Here is a 26,236-nt window from a genome sequence, read left to right as displayed (position 1 = left end):
CGGGCCATGTTCAGACTCTCTCCCCGCAGCCTGGCCGCCGGCGCCCTGCTGTTGCTGCTTGCCCTGGTGCCCGCGTATGCGCAATGGCAGGGCGAGCCCTTCCTCCTGGCGCTGTTCGGACGCGTGCTGGTGTACGGCGTGGCCGCCACGGCCTTGAACCTGCTGCTGGGCTATGGCGGCATGGTCAGCTTCGGGCATGCCCTGTACCTGGGACTGGGCGCCTATACCGTGGGCGTGCTGTCGCACTACGGCATCGAGAACGGGTGGCTGCACCTGGGCGCGGCCATCGGCGCGTGCGCGGCGGTCGGCCTGGTCAGCGGCTGCGTGGCGATGCGCACCTCGGGCATCGCCTTCATCATGATCACGCTGGCGTTCGCGCAGATGTTCTATTTCCTGGCCACGGGGCTGGAAGGCTTCGGCGGCGACGACGGCATGTCCCTGTTCGCCGGCAGCGACTTCGGCGCGTTCCGGCTGGATACGCCGCTGGCCCTGTACTGGGCCGCGTTCGGCGTCCTGCTGCTGGCGCTGTGGCTGATGCACCGCCTGGTGCACGCGCCCTTCGGCATGGCGCTGCGCGGCTGCCAGTCCAACGAACGCCGCATGCGGGCCCTGGGCTTTCCCACGCTGCGCTATCGCCTGGCGGCCTATGCGATCTCCGCGGTGGTCTGCGGCGTGGCCGGCGTGCTGCTGGCCAACCTCACGATGTACGTATCGCCCTCCTATCTGGCCTGGACCGCGTCCGGCGAGCTGATCGTGATGGTGGTGCTGGGCGGCATCGGCACGCTGTTCGGCCCGCTGGCCGGCGCCCTCGCGTTCCTGCTGCTGGAGGAAGGATTGAAGCTCCTGACCGAACACTGGATGCTGGCCATGGGGCTCTTGATCGTCGGCGTGGTACTGGCGTCCCGGCGCGGCCTGTATGGCAGCCTGTCCGACGCGCCCCTGCGCGCGCCGCCGCGCCCGGCCCGCCGCCCCTCGGGAGAACCGCAATGAGCGCGCTGCGCGTCGAACACCTCGAGAAGAAGTACGGCGGGCTGACGGTCACCGACGACCTGTCGCTGGACGTCCGGCGCGGCGAACTGCATGCGGTGATCGGCCCGAACGGCGGGGGCAAGACCACGCTGATCGGCCAGTTGAGCGGCGAGCTTCGGCCCGACGGCGGCCGCGTGCTGCTCGACGGCCGCGACGTCACCCGGATGCCCGTGGAAAAGCGGGTGCGCCACGGCCTGGCCCGTTCCTACCAGATCACCTCCGTCTTCAAACCGTTTACCGCCCTGGAGAACGTGGCGATGGCCGTGCAGGCGCGGCGCGGCCACAGCTTCCGCTTCTGGCGCCCCGTGCGTTCGACCCCGGCGCTGACGGAACCGGCCCGCGACGCCCTGGAAATGGCGGGGCTGTCGGCTCGCGCCGACCGGCCCGCGGGCGAGCTGGCGCACGGCGAACTCCGGCAACTGGAACTGGCCATGGTGCTGGCGTGCCAGCCGTCGCTGCTGCTGCTGGACGAACCCATGGCCGGCATGAGCCAGCACGAATCCGAGGCCATGACGCGCCTGCTGCTGGACTTGCGCGGCCGCTACACGATCCTGCTGGTGGAGCACGACATGCAGGCCGTCTTCGCGCTGTCCGACCGCATCACGGTGCTGGTCTACGGCCGCGCGCTGGCCTGCGGCACGGCCGACGAAATCCGCGGCGATCCCCGGGTGCGCGAATGCTACCTGGGCAGCGAACGCGCCAGCGCCCGCCGTCCCAGGGAGGCCCGCGCATGAGCGCGCCTAGCCGTCCCCAGGGCGAATACCGGCGTGCGCAGCACGAAGGCGGTCCAGTGAGCGCCCTGCTTTCCTTGCGCGGCGTCACCGCGCACTACGGCGCCAGCCAGGCGCTGTTCGGCATCGATCTGGAGATCGGGCCGGGGGAATTCGTGACCCTGCTGGGGCGCAACGGGATGGGCAAGTCCACCACCGTGAAAACGGTGATGGGCCTGACCCGCGCGAGCCAGGGCGCCATCGTTTTCGACGGCCGCGACATCGGCGGGCTGCCCGCCTACAAGGTGGCGCAGCGCGGCATCGGGCTGGTGCCCGAAGGCCGGCACATCTTTCCCAATCTGTCGGTGCGGGAGAACCTGGTCGCCACCGCGCACAACCGGCAGGGCGCCGCGCGGCCGTGGACGCTGGAACGCGTGTACGCCCTGTTCCCGCGGCTGTCGGAGCGCGCCCGGCACCTGGGCAGCCACCTGTCGGGCGGCGAACAGCAAATGCTGGCGATCGGCCGGGCGCTGCTGACCAACCCGCGCCTGCTGATCCTGGACGAAGCCACGGAAGGGCTGGCGCCGGTCGTGCGCGAAGAGATCTGGACGGCGCTGGAAGCCCTGAAGCGGACCGGGCTGGCGGTGCTGTGCATCGACAAGAACCTGGAACCGCTGCTGGCCACCGCCGACCGCCACGCTATCGTCGAGAAAGGCCGCGTGGCCTGGACCGGAACGTCACGGGACTTCCTGGACGACGAACCCCGGCTGCTGCGCTACCTGGGCGTCTAGGGCGCGTCCTATGCGCCCCGCGCCAGGGCCTGCGCCGCGTGCGCCGCGCCGTGCCGGCGCAGGGCTTCCAGATGCGCAGCCAGGTGGGAGACGAATTCGGCCGCTTCGCCCAGTTCGCCGAACACCGGCTTGAAACCGGCCAGTACCATCGCGCGCCGCTGCGCCGCCTGCGACGGCGCGGCCGCCTGGGCCGCGACCTCGGCGCGCGCCGTCAGCCTGGCCAGCGCCGCCGCCATCGGATCCTGTATGGGATAGCGCCCGCCCAGTTCGTCCTCGCCGCGCAGGTAATGCAGCCACGCCGCCACGGCCAGGCACAGGCGGCCGACGTCGTCGCCGCCGCGCATGCGGTCGCGGATCGTGTCCAGCAGCCGCTGCGGCAGCTTCTGCGAACCGTCCATGGCGACCTGCTGCGCGCGCAGCCGCAGCGCGGGATTGGCCGCCCGGGCCAGAAAGCGCAGGCGGTATTCCTCCAGGCCGGCGCCTGGAATGCCCTTGAGGGTGGGCGCGATCTCCAGGCGCATCATGTCTTCCACGAAACGGCGCAAGGCCGGCACATCCAGCGCCTCGGCGACGGTGGCCTTGCCCATCGACACGCCCAGGTAGGCCAAGGCCGAATGCGGCCCGTCGGCCATGCGCAGCTTCAGGCGTTCGTAGGGCGCCGCGCTGCGCACGAAGGTCGCCCCGCCGGGGCTCTCCCACGCGGGACGGCCCGCCGCGAACTTGTCTTCGATGACCCAGTTCAGATAGGGTTCGCCGACCACCGGCCAGGCGTCCTCCATGCCCAGGCGGCGGGCGATCCGCTCGCGGTCGTGGTCCTCGGTGCGCGGCACGATCCGGTCCACCATGGAATTCGGAAAGGTGCAGTTCGCGTCGATCCACTGCGTCAGCGCCACGTCCACCCGCAGGGCGAACGCCAGCACCAGGTTGCGCAGGATGTCGCCGTTGCCCCGGAAGTTGTCGCAGGACATCAGCGTCACCGGCGGCAAGCCGCGCTCGCGGCGCAGCGCCAGGCCGTAGACCAGCATGCCGATGGCGCTGCGCGGGCGCTGCGGATTGTCCAGGTCGTGCTCGATGTCCGGATGGTCCCAGCGCAGGTAACCGGTGGCCGGCTCGCGGCAGTAGCCTTTCTCCGTGACCGTCAGGCTGACGATGCGCGTTTGCGGATAGGCGATGCGTTCGAGGACGGCGTTGGGGTCCTCTTCGGCCACCATCACGCGCAGCACCGATCCGGCCACGCGCAGTTGTTCCCTCGGCTGGCCGTCGGGGCCGACGTCCCGCAGGGCCACCGCGTACAGGCCGTGCTGCGGCGTCAGCGCGTCGCGCGTGGCGGGGCTGCGCAGGGACACGCCCAGGATGCCCCAGCTCAGGTCGCCGCTGGCCTGCATCGCCAGGTCCGTGACCACCGCCTGGTGCGCGCGGTGAAACGCGCCCAGCCCCAGGTGCACGATGCCGGGCGTGAGGCGGCTGCGATCGTAGGCGGGCTTCTCAACGTCTGCCGGCAGACGCGGCAAGGACTCCGTATTCAAACGTTCAAGCATGGATGAGCGGTGCCATAGTGCGCCAGCGGCTCGCCTGTCGGCCGGGCCCGCGGGCGCGTGGAGGGAAATCTCGGGCGGCGAGCGTTCCGTCGGCATCGACACCCTGGCCCGGCGCAACGCCAGGGTATAGCATGCCTCGGACGGTATCGCCACATCGCCATGTCAACCGCGGACCGGGGGGATAGGTAGAATATTCGGTCCCCGGCTTTCTTTCCCGATCCATGTCCTCGAATCCGCACCATTCGCCCTACAAGAGCACAGGCGGCCTGCGCCGCATCCTGAATGCGCTGCGCTATTCCCTGCAGGGCCTGAAAGCCGCGATCAAGTACGAGGCCGCCTTCCGCCAGGAACTGGCGCTGGCCGTCCTGATGATCCCGGCCGCGTTCTTCCTGGGCCGGACCACGGTCGAGGTATTCTTCCTGATAGGCACGGTGATCATGGTGCTGGCGGCGGAACTCCTGAATTCCGCCATCGAAGCGCTGGCCGACGCCCTGTCCGTGGAATCGCATCCGCTCCTGGGGCGGGCCAAGGATCTCGGCAGCGCCGCCGTGATGCTGCTCCTGATCTTCGCCGGGACGGTCTGGGTGGGCGTCGCCATCAGCCGTTTCGTCATGCATTGACACGGCTTGGTATCCCCCGGGGGCCGCGCCGCTATTTATACTGAGAGCCATGATGCCTAGATCGACGTCGGACACCTCGGAACGCATTGTCATCGCGGGCGGAGGCGCGGGCGGCCTGGAACTGGCTTCCAAGCTGGGCCGCGCCCACGGACGGCAACACGTCACGCTGGTCGACAGCCGCCCCTTCCACATCTGGAAACCCTCGCTGCATGAAGCTGCGGCCGGCACGCTGGACATCCACCAAGAGGGCCTGTCGTACCTGATGCTGGCGCACATGAACGGGTTTTCGTTCGCCCAGGGCCGCCTCGAGCACGTGGACCGCGACCGCCGCCTGATCACGCTGGACGCCGTGGACGACGCGCACGGCCAGGAGGTCCTGCCCCGCCGCGAACTGGCCTACGATACGCTGGTGCTGGCGCTGGGCAGCACGTCCAATTTCTTCAATACGCCCGGCGCGGCCGAACACGCCGTCACGCTGGACACCACGGAAAACGCCGAACAGTTCCGCCTGACCATGCTCAAGGCGATGGCGCAGGTGGACCTGGCGAAGGTGCGCAACCCCTCGGCCCGGCTGGACCTGGTGATCGTGGGCGGCGGCGCCACCGGCGTCGAACTCGCCGTGGAACTGGTAGAGGCCAGCCACGTGGTCAGCGCCTACGGCCTGCCCAATTTCCGCGCCGAACGCGACCTGGCCATCACCCTGGTCGAAGGGGCGCCGCGCATTCTGTCTGCGCTGCCCGAGAAGATTTCGGTGGCCGCCACCAACCGGCTCACCGAACTGGGCATCCGCGTGGAGACCTCCTGCCGGGTATCGGAAGTCACCGCCAGCACCGTCCGGACCGCCGACGGCCGCGAGATCCCCGCCCAGCTCTGCATGTGGGCGGCCGGCATCCAGGGCCCGGCGCTGCTGGCCGACCTGGGGCTGCCGCTGAACAAGCTGGGCCAGCTTGAGGTCAACGAGCGGCTGGAAACCCCCGACCCGCACGTGCTGGCGCTGGGCGACTGCTGCGCCGCGCCGTGGCGCGAAGGCCGCACCGTGCCCGCCCGCGCCCAGGCGGCGCACCAGGAGGCCGACTACCTGGCGAAGAAACTCACCGCCCGCCTGCGCCATACCGCCGAACCCGCCGGGCCTTATGTCTACCAGGACCACGGCTCGCTGGTCTCGCTGGGGCAGGACGCGGGCGTGGGCAGCCTGATGGGCAAGCTGGCCGGACGGGGACTGTTCGTAAGCGGTACACTGGCGCGCCTGATGTACATGAGCCTGCACCTGATGCACCACAAAGCCGTGCTGGGCATCTCGCGCACCGCCTCCCTGGCCCTCGCCCGCCTGCTCATGCGGCGCACGCGCCCCCGGGTCAAACTGCACTGAATCCCATGAACTTCATCCAAAAACTCGAACACGCCTGGTCCGCCAGCAACTCGCTCCTGCAAGTCGGGCTGGACCCGGACCCGCAGCGCTTCCCGCGCGAGCTGCAAGGCAAGCCGGACGCCATCTTCCAGTTCTGCCGAGACATCGTCGACGCCACCGCGCCGTACGCGTGCAGCTTCAAGCCGCAGATCGCCTACTTCGCCGCCCACCGCGCCGAAGACCAACTGGAAGCGCTGTGCCAGCACATCCGCGACCGGCACCCCGACCTGCCCATCGTGCTCGACGCCAAGCGCGGCGACATCGGCTCCACCGCCGAGAACTACGCCCGCGAAGCCTACGAGCGCTACCAGGCGCATGCGCTGACCGTCAGCCCCTACATGGGCCTGGATTCGGTCGAGCCCTACCTGGCCTGGCGCGACCGCGGCGTGATCGTGCTGTGCCGCACGTCCAACCCCGGCGGCTCCGACCTGCAATTCCTGAAGATGGATAACGGCGAGCCGCTGTACCTGCACGTCGCGGGCCTGGTGGCCGACAAGTGGAACGCCAACGGCCAATGCGGCCTGGTGGTGGGCGCCACGTTCCCGAACGAGCTGGCCTCCGTGCGCCAGCGCATCGGCGACACCCTGCCCCTGCTGGTCCCGGGCATCGGCGCCCAGGGCGGCGACATCACGGCGACCGTGAACGCGGGCGCCAACGCCGCCCGCAACGGCATGATGATCAACTCCTCGCGCGCCATCATCTACGCCAGCGGCGGCGACGATTGGCGCGAGGCCGCCGGCAACGCGGCCAAGGGCCTGCGCGACGCGATCAACGCGGTGCGCTGACAGGGAAACGGGTTGCGGCGGCGCAACCCGTTTTTGCTCCGGGGCGGAAAACCGTTCCGGACGCGGTTTCCAGGCGCTTGATCCGGCCGCTAATCTAGATATAATTTATCCAGATTAACGAAAGCAGGAAGGCGCGCCATGAAAATGAGCGAAGGCGTTGAATGGGCACTGCACTGCTGCCTGACGTTGGCGTGGCTCGAAGGCGAAGGGCCGGTGCCGACATCGAAGCTCGCCGCCGCCTTCGATCTGCCCGCGCATTATCTGAACAAGTTTCTTCAAAACCTGGCGCGCGCCGGGATCCTGTCGTCCACCGCCGGTTCCCGGGGCGGATTCCGCCTGGCGAAAAGGCCCGAATCCATCACGCTGCTGGAGATCGTGAACGCGGTCGAAGGAGATGAATGGGGGTTCAGGTGCACTGAAATCAGGCAGCGGGGCGCGGGCTGCCATGCCGCCAAAAGCGATTTTTCCCGGCCTTGCGGCATCGCCGCCGCGATGCGGCGCGCGGAGGACGCATGGCGGCGCGAACTGGCCGCGCAGACGGTCGCGGATCTGGTGAGAACGGCGCCGCCGTCCGGCACGCAGCGGATGCGCCGCTGGTACGCGGACCAGGCGCGCTGACCGCCGCGGCACGAGGGCCCCGCCCTCTTTTCTTGAAGGTTTAATCTAGATGAAAAATATCCAGATAAAAGAACCGGCGGCGGCGGAGATCCCCGCGCCGCGCGGCGAAGGCGCCCGCGCGGCATGGATCCTGGCGATGGGCACGTTCGCGGTCGGCACCGACGCATTCATCGTGTCCGCCTTCCTTCCCCGGATGGCCGAGGGACTGTCGGTGACGGAAGCGATGGCGGGGCAGTCGGTCAGCGCGTTCGCCCTGGCCTATGCGCTGCTTGCGCCCGTCATCGCGACCGCCACGTCCACCGTCGCCCGCAGAAAGCTGCTGGTCTGGTCGCTGGCGCTGCTGGGCGCGTTCAACCTCGCCTCGGCCCTGTGCACCAGCCTTTCCGCGCTGATCCTGACCCGGATCGCGGCGGCCGCGGCCGCGGCGGCATACACGCCCAACGCCGGGGCCGTGGCCGCCGCCCTGGCGCACCCGGCCAGGCGCGCCCGCGCGCTGTCGATAGTGATCGGCGGGCTGACCGTGGCCACCGCGCTTGGCGTACCGCTCGGCCACGTCGTCAGCGCCGTCATGGACTGGCGCGCCTCCCTGGCGCTCGTGGGCATCATTTCGCTGGCCGCGGCGGCGGCCGTGTTCGCCGTGATGCCTGCCATGCCGGGAGGCGCGCGCATCGGCTTGCGGCAAAGGCTGTCGGTGCTGAAGCGGCCTGGCGTCATGCGCATCCTGCCCCTCACGGTGCTGGGCATGGTCGCCTGCTATGCGCCCTACGCGTTCACGATCCGGATCCTGGAAACGCTGCGAATACCCGCCGCGTCCTTGACCGTCATGCTGTTCGTGTACGGCCTGGGCGCCTTCGCCGGCAATTACGCCTCGGGGCGGGCCACGGACCGGCGCGGGCCGGGCCCGGTCCTGGTGTGCGCGTATGGCGCGATGGCCATCGCGCTGGGCGGCCTGGCCGGCCTTGCGGCCGCCGGGGAAGGCTCGGGGTTCTATTTCGCGGCCGCGCTGATTGCGTGCTGGGGCGCCAGCAGTTGGGCGCAGACGCCGGCCCAGCAGCACCGGCTGATCGCCGCCGCCCCGCAGGAAGCGCCCCTCGTCATCGCGCTGAATGCTTCCGGAATCTACCTGGGGATCTCCGCCGGCACCGGAATCGGCAGCCTGGCGGTCGGCCAGGGCGTTCCGGCGCTGCTCGGGACAGGATCCGCCCTGGCCCTGGCGTCGCTGGGCTATATCGCGATGACGGGCGCGGCGCGGCGCAAGGCGGCCGCCAGCGGCGCGCCCCGGCCGGGCTAGCGCCGGTTCGCCGGCGCGCCGACGAATTCCAGCAGCCCGCGCAGCGCGTATTCCACCGCCGACTGGCGCACCTGCGTCCGGTCGCCGGGGAAGACGTGCGTGACCGCCCGGCTGCTGATGCCGTCGCCGGCCCGCAAGGCGAAGCCGAAGCACACCATCCCGACCGGCTTGCCGGGCGTGGCGCCGCCCGGCCCCGCGATGCCGGTCGTGGACACCGCCACATGCGCGGCGGGGGACGCCAGCAGGACGCCGTTGGCCATTTCCAGGGCGACCGGCTCGCTGACCGCGCCGAAGTGATGCAGGGCGTCGGGGGAAACGTCCAGCTCGGACACCTTGGCCTCGTTGCTGTAGGTGACGAAGCCGCGCTCGAACCATTCGCTGGACCCCGCCACCGCCGTGACGGCTCCGGCCAGCAGGCCGCCGGTGCAGGATTCGGCCGTGCCCAGCATCCAGCCCTTGCGCCGCAGGGCATCGCCCAGCAGCTCGGCCAGTCCCAGCGCGGTCGCCTGCGCCAGTTCCGCGGGGGATCGGTTGGGCGGGGTGCCCTGTTGTCGTTCGCTCATCCCAAGACTCCTGTGCGCGCGACCAGCGCCATGACCAGCAAGGCGTATCCGGCCGCCACGATATCGTCCCACATTACGCCGAAACCGCCCTTGATGTGGGCGTCGAAGAACTTGATGGGAGGCGGCTTGACGATGTCGAACGTGCGGAACAGCACGAACGCCAGCGCCTGCGGCAACCAGCCCGCCGGCGTCAGCCAGAGCACCAGCCAGAACGCCACCATCTCGTCCCAGACCATTCCGACATGATCCGGCTGCTGGAGTTCACGGCCGACGCGATGGCAGGCCCAGCAACCGTAGAGAAACGCCAGGGCCAGGAATACGCCGATCGCCAGGTCGGACGCCGCCGGCGCGGCGGCGGCCCAGATCGCCCAGGCCAGCAGCGTGCCCCAGGTGCCCGACGCCGGCCGGATCAGGCCGCTGCCCAGCCCGAAGGCGATGAGACGGCCGGGATCGCGGCAGACCCAGCCCAGCGAGGGATAGGCGGCGCGGGCGCGATCGCGCATCGAGGGGGATCGGGTATCGGAGGACGGCATGTCTGAAGGTCGGAAAAAGTCTGCGCGGGAATCAGGCCGCGGGAAAGTGATCGAAACCGCGCGGCAGCTCGGCCATCGGCCTCCCCCCGGCATCCAGCACCGCGAGCCCGGGCTCGGCGCGGATTTCGCCCACCCGGGTCACGCGCGCACTGGCCGCGCGCGCCGCCGCCAGGACGGCCTCGCGGCGTTCGGCCGGCGCGGTGAAGCACAACTGATACACGTCGCCGCCGCCCAGCACGGCGCGGCGCAGCGGCGCCTCCGCCAGGCCGGCCAGCGCTGCGGCGACGGGCATGTCCGCGTAACGCAGCGTGGCGCCCGCCGAGCTGGCCGCCAGCACGTGGCCCAGGTCTTGCAGCAGGCCGTCCGAAATATCGATCGCCGCGCGGGCAATGCCTCGCAGCGCCAGGCCCAGCGCGACTTGTGGCTCGGGACGTTCCAGCGCGCCCCGGGTGGCGGCGAGCCGCTGGGGATCGGCGGGATACTGGCCATCGAGCAGGCGGTACGCCACGTCCGCGGCGCCCAGTTCGCCCGACACCCAGATATCGTCACCCGTCCGCGCGGCGCTGCGCAAGAAGGCCTGGTCCGCCTTCACCGCGCCGAAAACCGTCACGCTGATGGCGAGGTCATGGGCGCTGCGGGTGGTGTCGCCGCCGATAAGAGGGCAGCCGTGGGCGTCCGCCAGGGCATGGAAACCCTGCGCGAACGCGGCCAGCCAGGGTTCGTCCACGCGAGGCAGCGCCAGGCCCAGCACGCAGCCCAGCGGACGCGCGCCCATGGCGGCAAGGTCGGACAGATTCACGGCCAGGGCCTTGTGCCCCAGCGCCTTCGGATCCACGTCGGAAAAGAAATGGCGTCCTTCCAACAGCAGGTCCGTGCTGGTGGCCACCCGTTCGCCGGGCGGCACAGAAAACAAGGCGCAGTCATCCCCCACGCCCAGGAGCCCGGCAGGCGCGGCGCGGGTGAAATAGCGCGCGATCAGATCAAATTCGGACGCCAAGGCAACTCCGCAGTCCGGCGCGGCTGGCCGGCATTGAATCCCACACGGGACGACAGCCCTAACAAAAATAATGCATCGCCTCCCGCACTAGCGGGAAGGAGGCCCACCCAAGCCGCTCATCGCAAGAAACAGGTGCCCCCCGATCCGGGCCGCGCGGAGCCGGCTCCGCCGGTCCGCAGCGGCGCCCCCCTGGGGGGGAAGCGCGCAGCGCTTCGGGGGGGTTACTTCTTGTTCTGGACCTCGTGCGCGCGTACGTCGGCAGCCAGCTTGTCGAGCACGCCGTTGACGAACTTGAACCCGTCGGTGCCGCCGAAAGACTTGGCGAGTTCGACGGCTTCATTGATGGCGACCTTGTACGGCACTTCGACGTGATGGATCAGTTCGAAGCTGCCGATCAGCAGGATGCCATGCTCGACGGGCGACAACTCGGCCAGCGGGCGGTCGACGTAGGGCGTGAAACGCTCGCGCAGCGTGGGCGCCTCGCGCAGGACGCCATGCAGCAAGGTCTTGAACCACTGCGCGTCGGCCTCGGAGAAATCCTCGGTGTCACGCAGATGGGCGTCGATCTCGCCGGCGTCCTGCGTGCCTTCGCCGCCGCGCAGCAGCCACGCGTACACGCCCTGCAACGCGAATTCGCGTGCACGGCGCCGGGCGCTGCGCGCGTTGGCGCGGGCTTGCGCCGCGCTATCAGCGCTGGTCGTCGTCTTCTTCGTCGTCAAAATCTTCGTCCTCGTCTTCGTCGTCTTCGTCGTCTTCTTCCTCGGGTTCCAGGGCCGCCACCAGGTTGGCCATTTCAACGGCCACCTGGGCGCAATCGCGGCCCTTGCCGGCGGCGCGCGCCTGCGCCTGCTCGTCGGTGTCGACGGTCAGCACGCCATTCGCGACGGGAATGCCGGTTTCCAGGGAAATACGGGTGATTGCCGTGGCCATTTCGTTGCTGACCACTTCAAAGTGATAGGTTTCGCCGCGGATGACGGCGCCCAGCGCGATCAAGGCGTCGAATTCGAACGTTTCGGCCATGTGGGACAGGGCCACGCCCAGTTCCAGGGCGCCAGGAACGGTGGCGACCATCACGTCGCGTTCGTCCACGCCCAACTCAGCCAGTTCCTTCAGGCACGCTTCGAGTTCGGCCTGGCCGATTTCTTCGTTGAAGCGGGCGCGTACGATGCCGATGTGCAGCCCTTCGCCGTTCAGGTCGGGGGTAAGGATGTAAGGGTTCATGTGTCGGCCTTCAGTGTGTTGCGGGAGTGTTCGGAGGGTCGCAATCGTAACCTGTAATGGTGAGCGAGAAGCCCGTCATGCTGGGCATCTTGCGCGGACGGGCCAGCAGCTTCATCTGGCCCACGTTCAGGTCGCGCAGGATCTGGGCGCCAATCCCGTAGGTGCGCAGGCCGAAGCGATCGGCGTTGGCGGGATTGGCCGTGGCTTTCGGGTCGTTCCAGCCGGCGATCTGGCCAAACAGGTGCTCGGTGGAGGACTGGCAGTTCATCAGCACCAGCACGCCCGCCGGCGCCGCGGCGATGGCGGCGAGCGCCTGCGCCACGCCCCAACTGTGCGGGCTGGCGCCGGTGTCGAGCACGTCCAGCACGGACGCCGGTTCATGCACGCGCACCAGCGTCTCGACGTCGGGAGTCACATTACCATGCACCAGCGCCAAATGGGCGGAGCCGGTGGCGGCGTCTTCGTAGGCCACGGCCTCGAAAGTGCCCCAGGCCGTCTGCATGGACCGCTTGCCGACGCGCTTGACGATGGATTCGTGTTCGCTGCGGTACTGGATCAGGTCCGCGATGGTGCCGATCTTCAGGCTGTGCTGGCGGGCGAATTCCACCAGGTCGGGCAGGCGCGCCATGGTGCCGTCGGGCTTCAGGATCTCGCAGATGACCGCGGCGGGCGTCAGCCCGGCCATGGCGGTCAGGTCGCAGCCGGCCTCGGTGTGGCCCGCGCGCACCAGCACGCCGCCGGGAACGGCCCGGACCGGGAAGATGTGGCCCGGCTGGACCAGGTCGGACGGCTTGGCGTCGCGCGCCACCGCCACCTGGATGGTGCGGGCGCGGTCCGCGGCGGAAATGCCGGTTTCGACGCCTTCCGCGGCCTCGATGGACTGCGTGAAGTTGGTGCCGTAGCGCGTGCCGTTGCGGGCCGCCATCAGGGGCAGGTCCAGTTGGCGGCAGCGGTCTTCGGTCAGGGTCAGGCAGACCAGGCCGCGGCCATGCGTCACCATGAAGTTGATGGCTTCGGGCGTGACGAATTCGGCGGCCATGACGAGGTCGCCTTCATTTTCGCGGTCTTCTTCGTCGACCAGGATGACGATGCGGCCGGCGCGCAGCTCGGCGATGATCTCGGCGACCGAAGCGATACCGAAGGATTCCGGCTCGGAGCCGGGCAAAGAGGACAACTGGACGGACATGGCGGGCACGCAAACCAGGCGGGAAAGCCCGGATTTTACCGCCCCTGGCGGCAGAACCCCTATCCGGGCCTCCCGGCCCCGTCCGCGGGGAGGCATCCGGTTAAACTTCCGGCCGGAGACCCCCCTTGGAAAACTACGCTCCCACGAGGAAAAAACCCATGCAAGCCCTTGCGGCCATGCCCTTGACCGTCGCGGCGGCCGTCCGCGTCGTGCTGACCGACATCGACGACACGCTGACGACCGAAGGCCGCCTGCCGGCGGACGCCTACGCGGCGCTGGAACGCCTGGAACAGGCCGGCATCCAGGTGGTGCCCATCACGGGCCGCCCGGCCGGCTGGTGCGACCACATCGCGCGCATGTGGCCGGTGCGCGCCGTGGTCGGGGAGAACGGCGCGTTCTACTACGCCTATGACCGCCAGGCCCGCCGCATGACGACGCACTACTGGACCGACGCGGCCTCGCGCCAGGCCAGCCGCCGCAAGCTGGACGCGATCCGCGACCGCGTCCTGGCCGAAGTCCCCGGCGCCGCGGTGGCCAGCGACCAGGACTACCGCGTGGCCGACCTGGCCATCGACTTCTGCGAGGACGTGCCCGCCCTGCCCGACTCGGCCGTGAGCCGGATCGTCGAGATCTTCCAGGAGGCCGGCGCCCAGGCCAAGGTCAGCTCCATCCACGTCAACGGCTGGTTCGGCGACTACGACAAGCTCACCATGACCCGCACGATGTTCCAGCGGGAATTCGGCGCCGACGTGGCCGGCGCCCTGGACAGCACGCTGTTCATCGGCGATTCTCCCAACGACGAGCCGATGTTCGCCTACTTCCCGGTTTCGGTCGGCGTGGCCAATATCCAGGCCCAGTTGCACCGCCTGACGCACCGCCCGGCCTACGTCGCCGCCTTCCACGGCGGCGCGGGCTTCGTGGAAATGGCCGACCGGCTGCTGGCCGCGCGCGCCTCCCAAGCACAGCCGGCCTGAGGTCCGCAAAACGTGGCGACATCCAAGACCCCCGCTTCCCCCGCCTCGAACGACGGCCGCCGCAGCATCCAGTCCATCGAGGTGGGCGTGCCGCTGCTGGCCGCGCTGGTCGACGCCGGCAAGCCCCTGACCCTGCGCGACCTGGCCGCCGGCGCCGGCATGACGTCCGCCAAGGCGCACCCCTACCTGGTCAGCTTCATCCGCGTCGGGCTGGTGCAGCAGGACGCCATCACCGGCCAATACGAACTCGGCCCCTTCGCCCTGCAGATGGGGCTGGTCAGCCTGCAGCGCCTGGATCCCGTGCGCATCGCCATGCCCGAGATCGCCAAGCTGCAGTCGGAAATCGGCCACACGCTGGGCATCGCCGTGCTCGGGTCCCACGGCCCCACCATGATCCACATGACCGAAGCCAGCTACCCGGTGCACGTGAACATGAGGAAGGGCACGGTGATGTCCATGCTGCACACGGCCACCGGCCTGGTGTTCGCCGCCTGGCTGCCGCCCAAGGTCAGCGAGCACTACATCGCGCGCGAAGAGGGCGACACGGCCGTCATCGCCAGCATGCCGCCGCCCCGCAAGGCATCCCGGGCCAACATCGAAGCCCAGTTGGCGGACATCCGCGTGCACGGCATGGCGCGGGCGCTGGGCAATCCGCTGCCCGGGGTCGACGCCCTGTCGGTGCCGGTGTTCGACAACACGGGCAACATCGTGCTGGCCCTGACCAGCCTGGGGCCCACCGGCCTGTTCGACGTGTCCTGGGACGGCGCGATCGCGCGTCCGCTGCAGGACTGCGCCCAGGAGATCTCCCGCAAGCTGGGATACCGCGCCTGAGCGCACTTCGCGCAAAAACGAACATAAACCGAACATTTCGAACAAAAGACGAAAAGAAAGGCAGGGACTTTCCCAGGTGTGCCGTCCCCGCTTGTGTGATTGAATTCAGAAAATATTCATCTACAAGAGGAGACACACCATGCACGCCTTGCGTCTACTGCAAGCGGCCGCCGTTGCCGCGCTCGCGTTCGGGGCCCCCGCCGCCCACGCCGCCGACACCTGCTCCAACCGCGGCGACCTGGACCAGATGTACTGCGACGCCAACAAGGACCTGGTGGCGGACACGCCCGCCGACGCGTCCAAGCTGAAGACGCCGTCCACGCTGGTGTTCACCTATACCCCGGTGGAAGATCCGGCGGTCTACGAAGACATCTTCAAGCCCTTCACCAAGCACCTGTCCGAATGCACGGGCAAGCGCGTCGTGTTCTATCAGGTGCAAAGCAACGCGGCCGAAATCGAGGCGATGCGCTCGGGCCGCCTGCACGTGGGCGGCTTCTCGACGGGCCCCACCGCCTTCGCGGTGAACATCGCCGGCGCCGTGCCGTTCGCGGTCAAGGGCTACGCCGACGGCTTCCAGGGCTACAACCTGATCGTCATCGTCAAGAAAGACAGCCCGTACCAGAAGCTGACCGACCTGAAGGGCAAGAAGCTGGCGCACACCGCGCCGTCGTCCAACTCCGGCCACATGGCGCCCGTGGCGCTGTTCCCGAAGGAAGGCCTGACGCCCGACAAGGACTACAAGGTGATCTTCTCGGGCAAGCACGACCAGTCCGTGATGGGCGTGAACTCCGGCGACTACGACGCCGCGGCCGTGGCCTCGGACGTCTTCAAGCGCATGGTCGAACGCGGCCAGGTCAAGGAAGCCGACTTCCGCGTGATCTACCGCAGCGAGAAATTCCCGACCTCCTCGTTCGCCTACGCGCATGACCTGGAGCCGAAGTTCCGCGACCAGATGCTCAAGTGCTTCTACGACTACCGCTTCCCCGCGGAAATGTCGAAGGCCTTCGACGGCGCCGACCGCTTCTATCCGGTGACCTACCAGAAAGACTGGGCCATCGTCCGCCAGGTCGCCGAATCCGGCGGCGAGAGCTTCAACCGCGCCGCCTACGACCGCGAAACCGCCAAGAGCAAGAAGTAATTCCAGTATGACGACGTCGCTACGCATTTCCGGCCTGGTGAAGGAATACCGGGCCGGCCAGCCGGTACTCAACGGCATCGACCTGCAAATCGCGGGACAAGGGCTGACCGCCATCATCGGCCCCTCGGGCACCGGCAAGAGCACGCTCCTGCGCTGCATCAACCGGCTGATCGAGCCCACCCGCGGCGAGATCGTGCTCCAGTCCCGCGATGGCACGGTGGACCTGGCCCGGGTGCGCGGCGCGTCGCTGCGGCGCGCGCGCCGGCGCATCGGCATGGTGTTCCAGGAGTACAACCTGGTCGAACGCCTGACGGTCATGGAAAACCTCCTGACCGGGCGGCTGGGCTACACCTCCGCCGTCAAGGCCTGGATGCGGCGCTTCGAGGCCGAGGACATCGAGCACGCCTACCGGCTGCTGGACACCGTCGGCCTGGCGGGATTCGCCGACCAGCGGGCGGACGCGCTGTCGGGCGGCCAGCGCCAGCGCGTGGGCATCGCCCGCGCGCTGATGCAGCGCCCCCAACTGCTGCTGGCCGACGAGCCGACCTCGTCGCTGGACCCGAAGACCTCCGTCGAGATCATGGAACTGCTGTCCGAGCAGGGCGACGCCACCGGCATCCCCGTCATCGTCAACATCCATGACGTCGAACTGGCCCGCCGCTACGCCACCCGCATCGTCGGCATGTCCGGCGGGCACGTGGTCTACGACGGCGACGGCCAGGGCCTGGACGCGGCCATGCTCAAGACGATCTACGGAGGCGAGTCTTGGCTGGAATGATCCCTCCCGGGGGCGCCCGCCCCTTCGCCATGTCCGGCCGCGCCAAGGCGGGCCTGCTGTTGCTGCTGGCCTACACGGTGTATGCCGGCGCGCAACTGGACTTCAGTTGGGCGCGCTTCGAAACCGGCATGGGCCATGCGTCCACGTTTCTTGCGCGCATGTTCCCGCCCAATTTCGAAAAGCCGGCCACCTTGTGGAAAGGCATCGCGGAAAGCCTGGAGATCGCGGTGCTGGCCTCGGTGCTGGGCATCCTCATCGCCCTGCCCATCGGCCTGCTGGGCGCGCGCAACATGATGCCCGCCTGGGTGTCGTGGCCCGCGCGCGCCATCGTGGCGCTGTGCCGCGCGCTGCACCCGGTCATCGTCGCCATCCTATTCGTCAAGGCCGTGGGCTTCGGCGCGCTGGCCGGCATCCTGGCGCTGACGGTCGCGTCCGTCGGCTTCATCGGCAAACTCTTCACCGAAGCCATCGAGGAAATCTCGCTCAAGCAGGTCGAGGCCGTGCGGGCCACGGGCGCCTCGTTCGCCAACGTGATCATCTTCGGCGTGCTGCCGCAGGTGTTCGCCCGCTTCATCGGCTTCGCCACCTACCAGTTCGACTCCAACCTGCGCAATTCCACCATGGTCGGGATCGTGGGCGCGGGCGGCGTGGGCGGCACCCTGTTCTCGGCCTTCCAGCGGTTCGACTACGACTTCGTCAGCGCCATCCTGCTGACCCTGATCGCCATCATCATGCTGGGTGAAATCCTGGCGGGCTTCGTGCGGGCGGTCTTCCTGGACAACCTGGGCTTCGACCGCATCCTGCAAAGCCGCTTCACCGGGGCGCGCGGCATCGGCGCCGGCAAGACGCCCGTGGCGCGCAAGGCGGAGGTGGAAGAATGAACGCTCCCGCCTCCACCCTGAACCCCGCGGGCTCGCCTCGCGTCTGGCAGCGCTACAGCATGGGCCAGCGCCTGCTGCGCTTCGCGCTCTACCTGCTGGTCGTCGCGGCCATCGTGCAGGCGATCCGCGGCGTCGAGGTCATACCGGAATTCCTGTATGACGCTCCCGAACAGATGGCCGACCTGTTCCAGCGCATGTGGCCGATCGACTGGGCCTACTACCCGGAGGGCGTGCACGGCGCGCTGATCGAAACGCTGCACATCGCCACGCTGGGCACCATCCTGTCGGTGATCATGGCCGTGCCGGTGGGCCTGCTGGCGGCCAACAACCTCACGCCCAGCAGGACCGTCAACATGCTGGCCCGGCTGATCCTGGTGTCCAGCCGCTCGGTCAACTCGCTGGTGTGGGCGCTGCTGTTCATCGCCATCTTCGGGCCGGGCGCCCTGGCCGGCACGCTGGCCATCGCGTTCCGCTCCATCGGCTTCGTCGGCAAGCTGGTGGGCGAAGCCATCGAGGAAGCGCAGCGCGGCCCCATCGAAGCCGTGACCGCGACCGGCGCCAGCAAGGCCTCGGTAATCTGGTACGCCTACTGGCCGCAGATCCGCCCCGCGTTCTGGTCCATCGTGCTGCTGCGCTGGGACATCAACGTGCGCGAATCGGCCGTGCTGGGCCTGGTCGGCGCCGGCGGCATCGGCATGGCGCTGGACACGGCGCTGAACCTGTTCCAGTGGGACCGGGTGGCCCTGGTCCTGGCCGCCATCTTCGGGGTCGTCGTGCTGGCCGAAATCATCATCACCCAGGCGCGCAAACGCATCCTCTGACGTGCCTGCCTGGCACCGCGTTCCTTTGCTCCGCCCGGAAACGGGCGGTTTTTTTTAGAAGTAGACGTTGAGGCTGGCCCTGACACCGTGATCCCGGGCCGAACTGGCCAACTGCCCCTGGTACGACAACCCGAACGCGGCCCGGGGAGTGATCTGGACGTCCAGGCCCGCCTCGATCACGGCGCTGTCCTTCGCGATGGGCACGCCCGCCACCGTAAAGCTCTCGCCCGCCGAAAAAGCCTGGGTGGCCAGCGGCAGCACGTCGCCGAAGGCGTGGCGCCAGCCCAGCGATCCCCAGGCCGAGGCCTGCGCGCGGCCCAGCTCGAAGCTGGACATGGCCCTCGACCCCAGCGTGGCGAACGCGGTCTCGGTGGTCTGGCCCTTTGCGTGCAGCGCGGCCGCGCCGCCGCTCTCGGTGTAGCCGTCCGTCCTGAGGTTGACATAGGCGAGGTTGGCGAAGGGCTCGAAGGCGGCCGTGGGCGTGTCGATGCGATAGCTCAGGTCCGCGAAGGCCTGTGCCGTGCGGCCATCGTAGTTGGCCTTGAGGCGGTCGGAGAAGCCGGGCATGGCGGCCGATCGCCGCGTCGCGATGCCGTGCCAGCTATAGGCCACGCCGCCGCGCAGGCCCAGCCCGCCCCACTGGCCGCCGCCGTAGGCGCCCAGGTGATAGTTGTCGCTGTCGCCCGAGGACGCGCGGTCCCGCACGTCGAAGTCCGTCCGGCTGTAGCCCGCCATCAGGCCGAGCCGCCAGGCATCGGACACCGGCGCATCGGCCCCCATCAGGAAGCCCCCGCTGGAACTCTTGAGCCGCGCCGCGTTGCCGTCGCCGCCGGTACGACTCCATGCGCCTATGCCCTGGACCCAGGTGGAAGGCCCGCGGGCATTCGCCGGGGCCAGCCGGACGCCGTTCCCGGCCGAAGCAAGCACCGGCGCGGCCGCGGCGCCCACGCCTCCCACGGCCGAACGCAGGCGCTCGCCCATGGCATCGCGCACGTAGCGGCTGTCCTGCAGCAGCACGGTCTTGGCGGAAGCGTGGATCTCGCCGGAAAGCTGGTCGAAGCTGGAACGGAGCAAATCCTTGTCGTCCGGCAGCCTGACCACGGCGTCATAGACGCCGTGCCCGCCGGCCATGCCGATGCTGTCGATGGCGCCGGCGGCGGCGCGCTGATTGCGTGTTTTTCCCGCCAGCGCCATGACGGTTTCGTTGCGGGCCAGACTCAAGGTGACACGGCCCGCGCCGTAGTCGTAGCCGAGGCTGGGCGTGAGAAAGGCGAAATCGGACGAGACGGCATCGAAACGGCCGGACAGGGTGCCGCCCACCTCCATGATCGTGTAGCTGCTGCGCAGCCCGTAGTTGCCGTTGGCGCCGACATGCATCACGGAGCCGCCATTGAGGGTGGCGTTGCCGGTGACGCGCACCCGATCGGCGTCGGCGCCTGCGGGATTGCTTTCGACCACGAAGCGGGCGCCGTTCTGAATCACCAGATTGCCATCGATGGTCAGCGTGCCGATGGAATTGCCGGGCGACAGCGTGCCGCCGGAGGCGACCGTCACGGTCGAGCCGGCGCCCGCGCCGATCGTCCCGGAGCCGCCGAGCATGCCGCCCGCGCCGACACTGAACGAGCCGCCCAGCCTGCCGTCCACCGCCAGCCTGCCGCCATTGACGACGGTACGTCCGGTGAAGCCGGAACTGTCGCCCGCCAGGCGCAGGACGCCCGCCCCGGCCTTGATCAGTTCTCCACTGCCCGACAGCGTGCCGGCCAGCCCCAGCGTGGTTCCGGCGGCCACGTCGATGCCGCCGGAATGCGTCACCGTGACGGGGCGCGACATATCGAAGGACGCCGTGGTCGCCAGCGTGCCGCCGTCGAGCGCCAGCCCGCCCGCCGCCGCCCCCAGATTCGCGTCGCGATCGACCTGCAGCGTGCCGCCCGCGATCGTGGTGCCCCCGGTGTACGTGTTGTCGCCGCCCAGCACCAGTGTCCCCGCGCCGGCCTTGACCAGCGTCCTGCCGTCCCAGCCCGTCGCGGCATTGGCGGCCTGGTCGGCCAGCGCGACGCCGACCTCGAAGCGGTCGGTGGGATTCGTCAGCGTGAAGGTGCCGTGCGCCAGGCTGTTGCCCGCCATCCAGCCCAGGCCGTAGCTGGCGAGGTACTGCCGGTTGTCCGCCGATTTGCGCGTGTGGAGGGTCAGGTAATCCACCGCGCCGGCGAAGCCGCCGATGCTTACGCTGGCGAAGTCGCCATGGATGGCGGTGCCGGCGTCGATCAGCACGGTGTCGGACGGGCTGGTGGCGTAGATGCCGCCCAGCCGGAAACTCACGTCGGCGCCCAGCGTGACGGTATCGGCGCGCAGGACCGGGCCGCTCGCGCCGGCCGTGATGTCCAGGACTGTGTGGTCGGCCATGCCGACATCGCCCGCCACCGTCAGCGTCGCCGGCCCGTGCACCGCCAGCGTGCCGCCGGCTCCCGAGACCTTCAGGTCGCCGGCCAGGCTGTGCGCCAAGCCCGACGCGCCATCGCCATACTGCAAGGTCCCGCCCATGACTTCGGCCGAGCCGCCCAGCGCGCCCATTACCACCAGCCTGCCGCCCGACACCGTGGTCTTGCCCGCGAACGCGCCGTTGGCGCCGGTCAGAAACGTCGTGCCGGCGACCTGGTTCAAGCGGTGCTCGAAACCCGAGCCGGCGGCGCTCATCAATGCGGTCGAGAATGCGTAGTTCGTGTCGGTATGGTTGAAGTTCAGCGTGGCGACGCCCTTGCCGAATTCGATCGCCGCCGCGTTGAGCGTGCCGGCCCCGGCGGCCGCCCCGGACGCGTCCGCGCCGATATTGATCGTGCCGGTGGTGCCTATCGCCGCCAGCATGCCGCCCAGGCCGTCGGGCGCCAGCGAAACGACTCCCGCACCGAGGGTGCCGACATTGACGACGCCCCCTTCCGCTATCGTCAGCGCCGCCTTTCCGAAACCGCTGGGCCCCAGGCCGAAGCCGAGATTGAGCGCGCCCGCATTGTTCCAGGTGGCGCCGGCTCCGCTGACGACGACAGTGCCGCTGCCGCCTATCCTGCCCACATAGCTGTCGCGGTTCGATACGGCGCCCCCTGGCTCGATATTCAACGCTCCCTGTCCCGAGAGCTGGCCCACCATGAGGTCGCCGGAATTGGCCCAGGTCGATCCCTGTCCGCTCACCGTGACGATCCCGTTGCCGTTCGGCTGGCCGCCGACGTAGCCATCCTTGCTGGTCACGTAGCCCCCCGACAGGATCGACACGATGCCCAGCCCGCCTACCGAGCCGACCGACAGCGCCTCGGTATTGACCCAGAGCGACCCGAGATGGGAAACCGTCACTTTCGCCACGCCGTTCTGCTGCGCGTCGACCGTGCCGAACTGGTTCGAGACCGTGCCGCTACTGAAGATGCTCAGTTCGCCGGGCCCGTCGCGGCCGACGAACAGGTTGCCCGTCTGGTGCCAGGTCGCACCGGACGTGAACACGTTGACCCGGGCGGTGGCGCCGGCGGCCGGTCCGGCATCGATCAGGCCATTCGCGGTCCCCAGCGAGTTGAGGATCTGCAGGGTCCCGCCCGTGACCGTGGTATCGCCACGGAACTGCGAACTGTCGCCCTCCAATTGCGTGATGCCGGCGTAGTGATTGAGCTGGTGCGGGCCCGGCCCGCTGCTGACCAGGGCGGGCGCGAAGACCGCGGCACCGGTCGAGTTGAAGTTCAGGGTGCCGGCGCCTGCGCCAAAGTGGACCGCCGACGCATCCAGGACGCCGACGGTGGGGGCGGCCAAGGTGCCGGGCGCGGACCCGATGTTGAGGACGCCGGCGGCGCCGGAATTGCGGCCCAGCTCGACAATCCCGGCGCCGCCCGGGCCCACCGAGATCACGCCGTGATTGGCAAGGGTCAGCGTGCCGCTGCCGCTGGCGCCGATCGTCAGGCCGCCCCCCAGCGTCCAGGAGGCGCCCAGGCCCGAGACCTCCACCGTCCCGCTCGCGCCCGCCGTCAACCCCACCCAGCCGCTGACGCTGCGCAGGCCCGCCACCCCCAAGGGATCGATGAACAGCCCACCGGAGGCTGTATTGCCGACGATCAGGTCATGGGGAGCGTTCCAGTCCGCCGACGAGGAAGGGCTCACATCGCCAGTCGCCAGGATCCCGGCCTGCGCCAGCGAGACAGGCGCCCCACCGGCGGCCGCCAAGACGGCCGCCAGCACCGCGGCCCGCGACCGGCTCTTGCCCCGCCCTCTGGCGTGCTCGCTGGCGACCTGCCAGAGGCCGGTGCGGCGATTGAAGACGATGCGGTACGTATGGTTCATTGCGCTCTTCTGTAGTCCAAGACCCGCTGAAGGAATTCAGGCGGACGTGAGTGGGATCGGGCGGGGCATGAACTGCGCCGCCCGCCACTTACAATTAGAAAAGCGCGCCGTAACGTTGCATATCACTGAAACTGGGTAATCGAGCTGGACTCGGTCCGATCCTCGACTGACTCGCGGACCGGCGAGCCGGCGGTTGTTGATGCGCCGCAAACCCGTCTATGCTCCATGTGAATCAAATATGACCGGTCATCAAATCCTCTCCCCTATTTGATTAAGATCTCGGCTTTTGCCGTGGGATGCCCGCCGCCATGTCGGAACAGGAATTGAAACTGCACGTGCCCGCGGCCTCACGCCCGGCCGTGCTGCGAGAGATCAGGCAACGCGAGGCCACGCGCATCCGCCTGCACGCCATGTACTTCGATACGCCCGAACGCGAACTCGCCCGGGCGCGCATCGCCATCCGGCTGCGCCAGGAAGGCCGCGACTGGGTGCAGACCCTGAAGATGCCCGGCATCAACGCCATCACCCGCATCGAACTCAACCATCCGCGGCCCGGCCCGGTGCTGGACCTGTCGGTCTATGCGGGCACGGAGGTCGAAGCCGCGCTGTCCGCCATCAAGGGCGAACTCGGCCTGCGCTACGAAACCGACGTGCAGCGGCTGCTGCGCAAGGTCCGCACGCGCTACGGCACGGTGGAATTGGCCTACGACACCGGCATCCTGCGCGCCGGGGCGCTGGAACTGCCGATCTCCGAACTGGAATTCGAACTGGTATCGGGGCGCCCGGCGGCCATCTTCGCGGCCGCGCGCGGCTGGCAGCAGCGCCACGCCCTGGTGCTGGACCCGCGCAGCAAGTCCGAGCGCGGCGACGCGCTGGCCCAATTGGCGCAGCGGCTGGCCGATGCGGACGCCATTCCGGGCGAAGACCTGGAAGCCCGGCGCGCGCAGGCCATCGCACAGTTCTGGGCGCCGCGCGGCGCCGCCGCGGTCAAGCTGCGCGAAGACATGACGCCGTCACAGGCCATGGCACGCATCGCCGCGGAATGCCTGGACCAGATCGCCCGCAACGCCTCGGTCCTGGCCGAAGTGGACACCGAGGACGCCTATCGCGCCGGCAACTCCGAACACGTGCACCAGTTGCGCGTGGGCGTGCGCCGCCTGCGCTCGGCCTGGAAGCTCTTCGAAGGCTGGATCGCGCCGCTCCCCGATTCCTTGCTGCAAGGCGTGCGCACGCACTTCGCGGCGTTCGGCGCCAACCGCGACCAGGACGTGCTGAACGAGACCGTGGCGCCCGCGCTGATGCGCGCGGGCATGCCGGTGATTCCCATGGAGGCCGCGCCGCCTGAACAGGACGCCCGCGCCATCGCCGGCGGCAAGGCTTTCCAGGCCTGGCTGCTCGACCTGCTGGAATGGAGCCTGGACGTGCCGCCGGCCCTGCCCTCGTCGGACGGCCAGGGCATCGCCAACGGCACGCCCAGCGACGCCGCGCCCGAACCCGCCATCCGGCTGGAGGGCGGCGTGGCGGGCCCCAGCGTGCGCCCCACGATCATTCCCATGCTGGCGCCCGAACCCGATCCGCAGCGCCTGCGCAAGCAACTGGCCCGGCGCCTGCATCGCTGGCACAGCAAGGTGGCCGACCAGGGCACGCAGTTCGCGACGCTGGACATCCCCTCGCGGCACGAACTGCGCAAGCGCGGCAAGCGCCTGCGCTACAGCCTGGCCTTCGCCGAATCGCTGCTGCCCGCGGGCAAGCTGCGCGGCTACCGCAAGCTGCTGTCGCGCGTGCAGGACATACTGGGGGAAATCAACGATCTGGCGGTGGCCAAGGACTACTACGAGTCGTGTACCGTCACGCACCCGCAGGCCTGGTTCGCGCTGGGATGGATCAGCGCGCGCCTGGAAGAACTGGCCGACGACGCGCAACGGGCGTTCGACGACCTGGCGGCGAGCAAGCCGTTCTGGAAGTAATCTCTTTCCTTCCGCGTGTCTGACACCCGTACGAGATAGTCGTGCGCGCCACGCTGCGTTCCCCGGGTGTCTGACACCGGCTAACTTTGAACAGCCGTCCAGATATGGCCGGTGTCAGACACCCGGGAAGACTATCTCTTCTTCGTAACAGCTTCTCGTATGGGTGTCAGACACGCGGGAGGATCATCTCATACGGGTGTCTGACACGCGGAAGGTTCGGGATTTACTCCGCCAACAACGCCCCGGCGAACTCATCCGCCACGAACGGCTGCAGGTCTTCCAGGCTTTCGCCCACGCCGATCCAATACACCGGGATCGGACGCACGCCCTGGCTGCCCGCGGCCACCGCGGCCAGCGTGCCGCCCTTGGCGGTGCCGTCCAGCTTGGTCACGACCAGGCCGGTCAGGGTGATGGCCGCGTCGAAGGCGCGGATCTGCGCCAGGGCGTTCTGCCCGGTATTGCCGTCGACCACCAGCAGCACCTCGTGAGGCGCCGCGGCATCCGCCTTGCCGATGACGCGGCGGATTTTCTTCAGTTCTTCCATCAGGTGCAACTGCGTCGGCAGGCGGCCGGCGGTATCCACCATCACCACGCCCACGCCGCGCGCGCGGCCCGCATTGACGGCGTCGAACGCCACCGCCGCCGGATCGCCGCCATCCTGCGAGATGACCGTGACGTTGTTGCGGCTGCCCCATTCGATGAGCTGCTCGCGGGCGGCGGCGCGGAAGGTATCGCCCGCCGCCAGCAGCACGCTGGCCCCCTGGCGCTGGAACGTGTGCGCCAGCTTGCCGATGGAGGTGGTCTTGCCCGCGCCGTTGACGCCGGCGATCATGACGACCAGCGGCTGCTTGCGCTGGAGGTCGAACGCGCGCTCCAGCGGACGCAGGTGGTCGGCCAGCAATTGGCGCAGGGCCGTCTTCACCTGGGCCGGGTCCTCGATGCGTTCCTTCTTCACCCTCGCGCGCAGCGCGGTCAGGAGCTTCTCGGTGGCCTCCAGGCCCGCATCGGCCATAATGAGCGCCGATTCGAGCTCCTCGAACAGGTTTTCGTCGACCTTGACGCCGACGAAGATGCCGCCAATGCTTTGTCCAGTGCGCGACAGGCCCTGTTTCAGCCGTGCCAGCCAGGACGCCTTCCTGGGCGCCTCGGCGGGCTCGGGCTCGGGAGCCGGCGGCGCCGCGGGAACGGCGGCCGGCGCGGGAGCCGGAACGGGCGCCGCGGCGACAGCCGGCGCGGGTTCCGGCT

At 69.2% G+C, this 26,236-nt stretch carries 24 protein-coding genes; 15 read left to right on the top strand and 9 right to left on the bottom strand.

From position 1 onward, the window contains the following. Positions 1-6: 6 nt before the first annotated feature. The 3 genes from AVE30378_RS22155 to AVE30378_RS22145 are packed head-to-tail and all read left to right on the top strand — an operon-like array spanning position 7 to position 2,530. The gene (locus AVE30378_RS22155) at positions 7-990 is read left to right on the top strand and encodes a branched-chain amino acid ABC transporter permease (RefSeq protein WP_129243335.1); all 984 of its coding nucleotides are present in this window, start codon (positions 7-9) and stop codon (positions 988-990) included. Then, entirely contained in the window at positions 987-1,763 is a 777-nt protein-coding gene (locus tag AVE30378_RS22150; RefSeq protein ID WP_129243332.1) for an ABC transporter ATP-binding protein, read from the top strand. The genes AVE30378_RS22155 and AVE30378_RS22150 overlap by 4 nt, the downstream gene beginning before the upstream one ends. Positions 1,764-1,819: 56 nt before the next feature. Then, positions 1,820-2,530: an ABC transporter ATP-binding protein gene (locus tag AVE30378_RS22145; protein WP_129243477.1), complete on the top strand. Its 711-nt coding sequence runs from the start codon at positions 1,820-1,822 to the stop codon at positions 2,528-2,530. Between the two features lie 8 nt (positions 2,531-2,538). Here AVE30378_RS22145 and AVE30378_RS22140 read toward each other — a convergent pair whose 3' ends face one another. Then, entirely contained in the window at positions 2,539-4,068 is a 1,530-nt protein-coding gene (locus AVE30378_RS22140) for a mannitol dehydrogenase family protein (protein WP_129243329.1), read from the bottom strand. A 221-nt stretch (positions 4,069-4,289) separates the two neighbouring features. On the opposite strand from AVE30378_RS22140, the gene AVE30378_RS22135 reads away from it, so the two are divergent. The 5 genes from AVE30378_RS22135 to AVE30378_RS22115 all read left to right on the top strand — a co-directional run bounded on the left by AVE30378_RS22135 (position 4,290) and on the right by AVE30378_RS22115 (position 8,790). Further along, a complete protein-coding gene (locus tag AVE30378_RS22135; protein WP_129243324.1) occupies positions 4,290-4,688 on the top strand; it encodes a diacylglycerol kinase in 399 nt (132 codons plus the stop codon). A gap of 49 nt (positions 4,689-4,737) precedes the next feature. Beyond that, the gene (locus AVE30378_RS22130) at positions 4,738-6,057 is read left to right on the top strand and encodes an NAD(P)/FAD-dependent oxidoreductase (protein WP_129243321.1); all 1,320 of its coding nucleotides are present in this window, start codon (positions 4,738-4,740) and stop codon (positions 6,055-6,057) included. 5 nt (positions 6,058-6,062) lie between these two features. Next, positions 6,063-6,881, top strand: coding sequence for an orotidine-5'-phosphate decarboxylase (gene pyrF, locus AVE30378_RS22125; RefSeq protein ID WP_129243319.1), 819 nt, complete (start codon positions 6,063-6,065; stop codon positions 6,879-6,881). Positions 6,882-7,019: 138 nt separating this feature from the next. Then, positions 7,020-7,499 carry an RrF2 family transcriptional regulator gene (locus AVE30378_RS22120; protein ID WP_129243316.1) on the top strand — a complete coding sequence of 160 codons (480 nt, stop codon included), beginning with the start codon at positions 7,020-7,022 and terminating at the stop codon, positions 7,497-7,499. Between the two features lie 49 nt (positions 7,500-7,548). Next, complete coding sequence (locus tag AVE30378_RS22115; protein WP_129243313.1) at positions 7,549-8,790, top strand: MFS transporter; 1,242 nt, start codon at positions 7,549-7,551, stop codon at positions 8,788-8,790. Here the strand turns inward: AVE30378_RS22115 and AVE30378_RS22110 are convergent. From AVE30378_RS22110 to ribBA, 6 genes are all read right to left on the bottom strand, one after another. Further along, positions 8,787-9,353: a CinA family protein gene (locus tag AVE30378_RS22110; RefSeq protein WP_129243310.1), complete on the bottom strand. Its 567-nt coding sequence runs from the start codon at positions 9,351-9,353 to the stop codon at positions 8,787-8,789. The genes AVE30378_RS22115 and AVE30378_RS22110 overlap by 4 nt on opposite strands. Beyond that, entirely contained in the window at positions 9,350-9,856 is a 507-nt protein-coding gene (locus AVE30378_RS22105) for a phosphatidylglycerophosphatase A family protein (protein ID WP_129243307.1), read from the bottom strand. Before AVE30378_RS22105 ends, AVE30378_RS22110 begins: the two co-directional genes overlap by 4 nt. 61 nt (positions 9,857-9,917) lie before the next feature. After that, a complete protein-coding gene (gene thiL / locus AVE30378_RS22100) occupies positions 9,918-10,883 on the bottom strand; it encodes a thiamine-phosphate kinase (protein ID WP_129243305.1) in 966 nt (321 codons plus the stop codon). A 221-nt stretch (positions 10,884-11,104) separates the two neighbouring features. Then, the gene (gene nusB, locus AVE30378_RS22095; protein ID WP_129243302.1) at positions 11,105-11,602 is read right to left on the bottom strand and encodes a transcription antitermination factor NusB; all 498 of its coding nucleotides are present in this window, start codon (positions 11,600-11,602) and stop codon (positions 11,105-11,107) included. Further along, positions 11,571-12,104: a 6,7-dimethyl-8-ribityllumazine synthase gene (gene ribH, locus AVE30378_RS22090; protein WP_129243300.1), complete on the bottom strand. Its 534-nt coding sequence runs from the start codon at positions 12,102-12,104 to the stop codon at positions 11,571-11,573. Before ribH ends, nusB begins: the two co-directional genes overlap by 32 nt. Before the next feature lie 10 nt (positions 12,105-12,114). Further along, on the bottom strand, positions 12,115-13,290 hold the full coding sequence (ribBA, locus tag AVE30378_RS22085) for a bifunctional 3,4-dihydroxy-2-butanone-4-phosphate synthase/GTP cyclohydrolase II (protein ID WP_129243298.1): 1,176 nt from the start codon (positions 13,288-13,290) through the stop codon (positions 12,115-12,117). A gap of 158 nt (positions 13,291-13,448) precedes the next feature. On the opposite strand from ribBA, the gene AVE30378_RS22080 reads away from it, so the two are divergent. The 6 genes from AVE30378_RS22080 to phnE (AVE30378_RS22055) all read left to right on the top strand — a co-directional run bounded on the left by AVE30378_RS22080 (position 13,449) and on the right by phnE (AVE30378_RS22055) (position 18,713). Next, entirely contained in the window at positions 13,449-14,264 is an 816-nt protein-coding gene (locus AVE30378_RS22080) for an HAD-IIB family hydrolase (protein ID WP_129243296.1), read from the top strand. A gap of 12 nt (positions 14,265-14,276) precedes the next feature. Then, positions 14,277-15,095, top strand: a complete 819-nt coding sequence (locus AVE30378_RS22075) for an IclR family transcriptional regulator (RefSeq protein ID WP_129243294.1) — start codon at positions 14,277-14,279, stop codon at positions 15,093-15,095. A 139-nt stretch (positions 15,096-15,234) separates the two neighbouring features. Further along, on the top strand, positions 15,235-16,233 hold the full coding sequence (gene phnD / locus AVE30378_RS22070) for a phosphate/phosphite/phosphonate ABC transporter substrate-binding protein (RefSeq protein WP_129243292.1): 999 nt from the start codon (positions 15,235-15,237) through the stop codon (positions 16,231-16,233). 7 nt (positions 16,234-16,240) lie between these two features. After that, positions 16,241-17,011, top strand: a complete 771-nt coding sequence (gene phnC / locus AVE30378_RS22065; protein ID WP_129243290.1) for a phosphonate ABC transporter ATP-binding protein — start codon at positions 16,241-16,243, stop codon at positions 17,009-17,011. Next, positions 17,008-17,892: a phosphonate ABC transporter, permease protein PhnE gene (gene phnE / locus AVE30378_RS22060; protein WP_129243474.1), complete on the top strand. Its 885-nt coding sequence runs from the start codon at positions 17,008-17,010 to the stop codon at positions 17,890-17,892. Before phnC ends, phnE (AVE30378_RS22060) begins: the two co-directional genes overlap by 4 nt. Beyond that, a complete protein-coding gene (phnE, locus tag AVE30378_RS22055; protein ID WP_129243288.1) occupies positions 17,889-18,713 on the top strand; it encodes a phosphonate ABC transporter, permease protein PhnE in 825 nt (274 codons plus the stop codon). Before phnE (AVE30378_RS22060) ends, phnE (AVE30378_RS22055) begins: the two co-directional genes overlap by 4 nt. 54 nt (positions 18,714-18,767) lie before the next feature. Here phnE (AVE30378_RS22055) and AVE30378_RS22050 read toward each other — a convergent pair whose 3' ends face one another. Then, complete coding sequence (locus AVE30378_RS22050; protein WP_129243283.1) at positions 18,768-23,024, bottom strand: autotransporter domain-containing protein; 4,257 nt, start codon at positions 23,022-23,024, stop codon at positions 18,768-18,770. 308 nt (positions 23,025-23,332) lie between these two features. Here AVE30378_RS22050 and AVE30378_RS22045 point away from each other — a divergent pair, with 308 nt between their 5' ends. Beyond that, on the top strand, positions 23,333-24,991 hold the full coding sequence (locus AVE30378_RS22045) for a CYTH and CHAD domain-containing protein (RefSeq protein WP_129243281.1): 1,659 nt from the start codon (positions 23,333-23,335) through the stop codon (positions 24,989-24,991). A 223-nt stretch (positions 24,992-25,214) separates the two neighbouring features. On the opposite strand, the gene ftsY is transcribed toward AVE30378_RS22045, so the two are convergent. Next, the coding region (gene ftsY, locus AVE30378_RS22040; RefSeq protein WP_129243280.1) for a signal recognition particle-docking protein FtsY at positions 25,215-26,236 on the bottom strand (1,022 nt) is incomplete at its 5' end.

The organism is Achromobacter veterisilvae, from assembly GCF_900496975.1.
Taxonomy (GTDB): Bacteria; Pseudomonadota; Gammaproteobacteria; order Burkholderiales; family Burkholderiaceae_B; genus Achromobacter; species Achromobacter veterisilvae.
The sequence above is the reverse complement of the archived record's forward strand: the minus strand, read 5'-3'. Positions and strand labels throughout refer to the sequence as shown.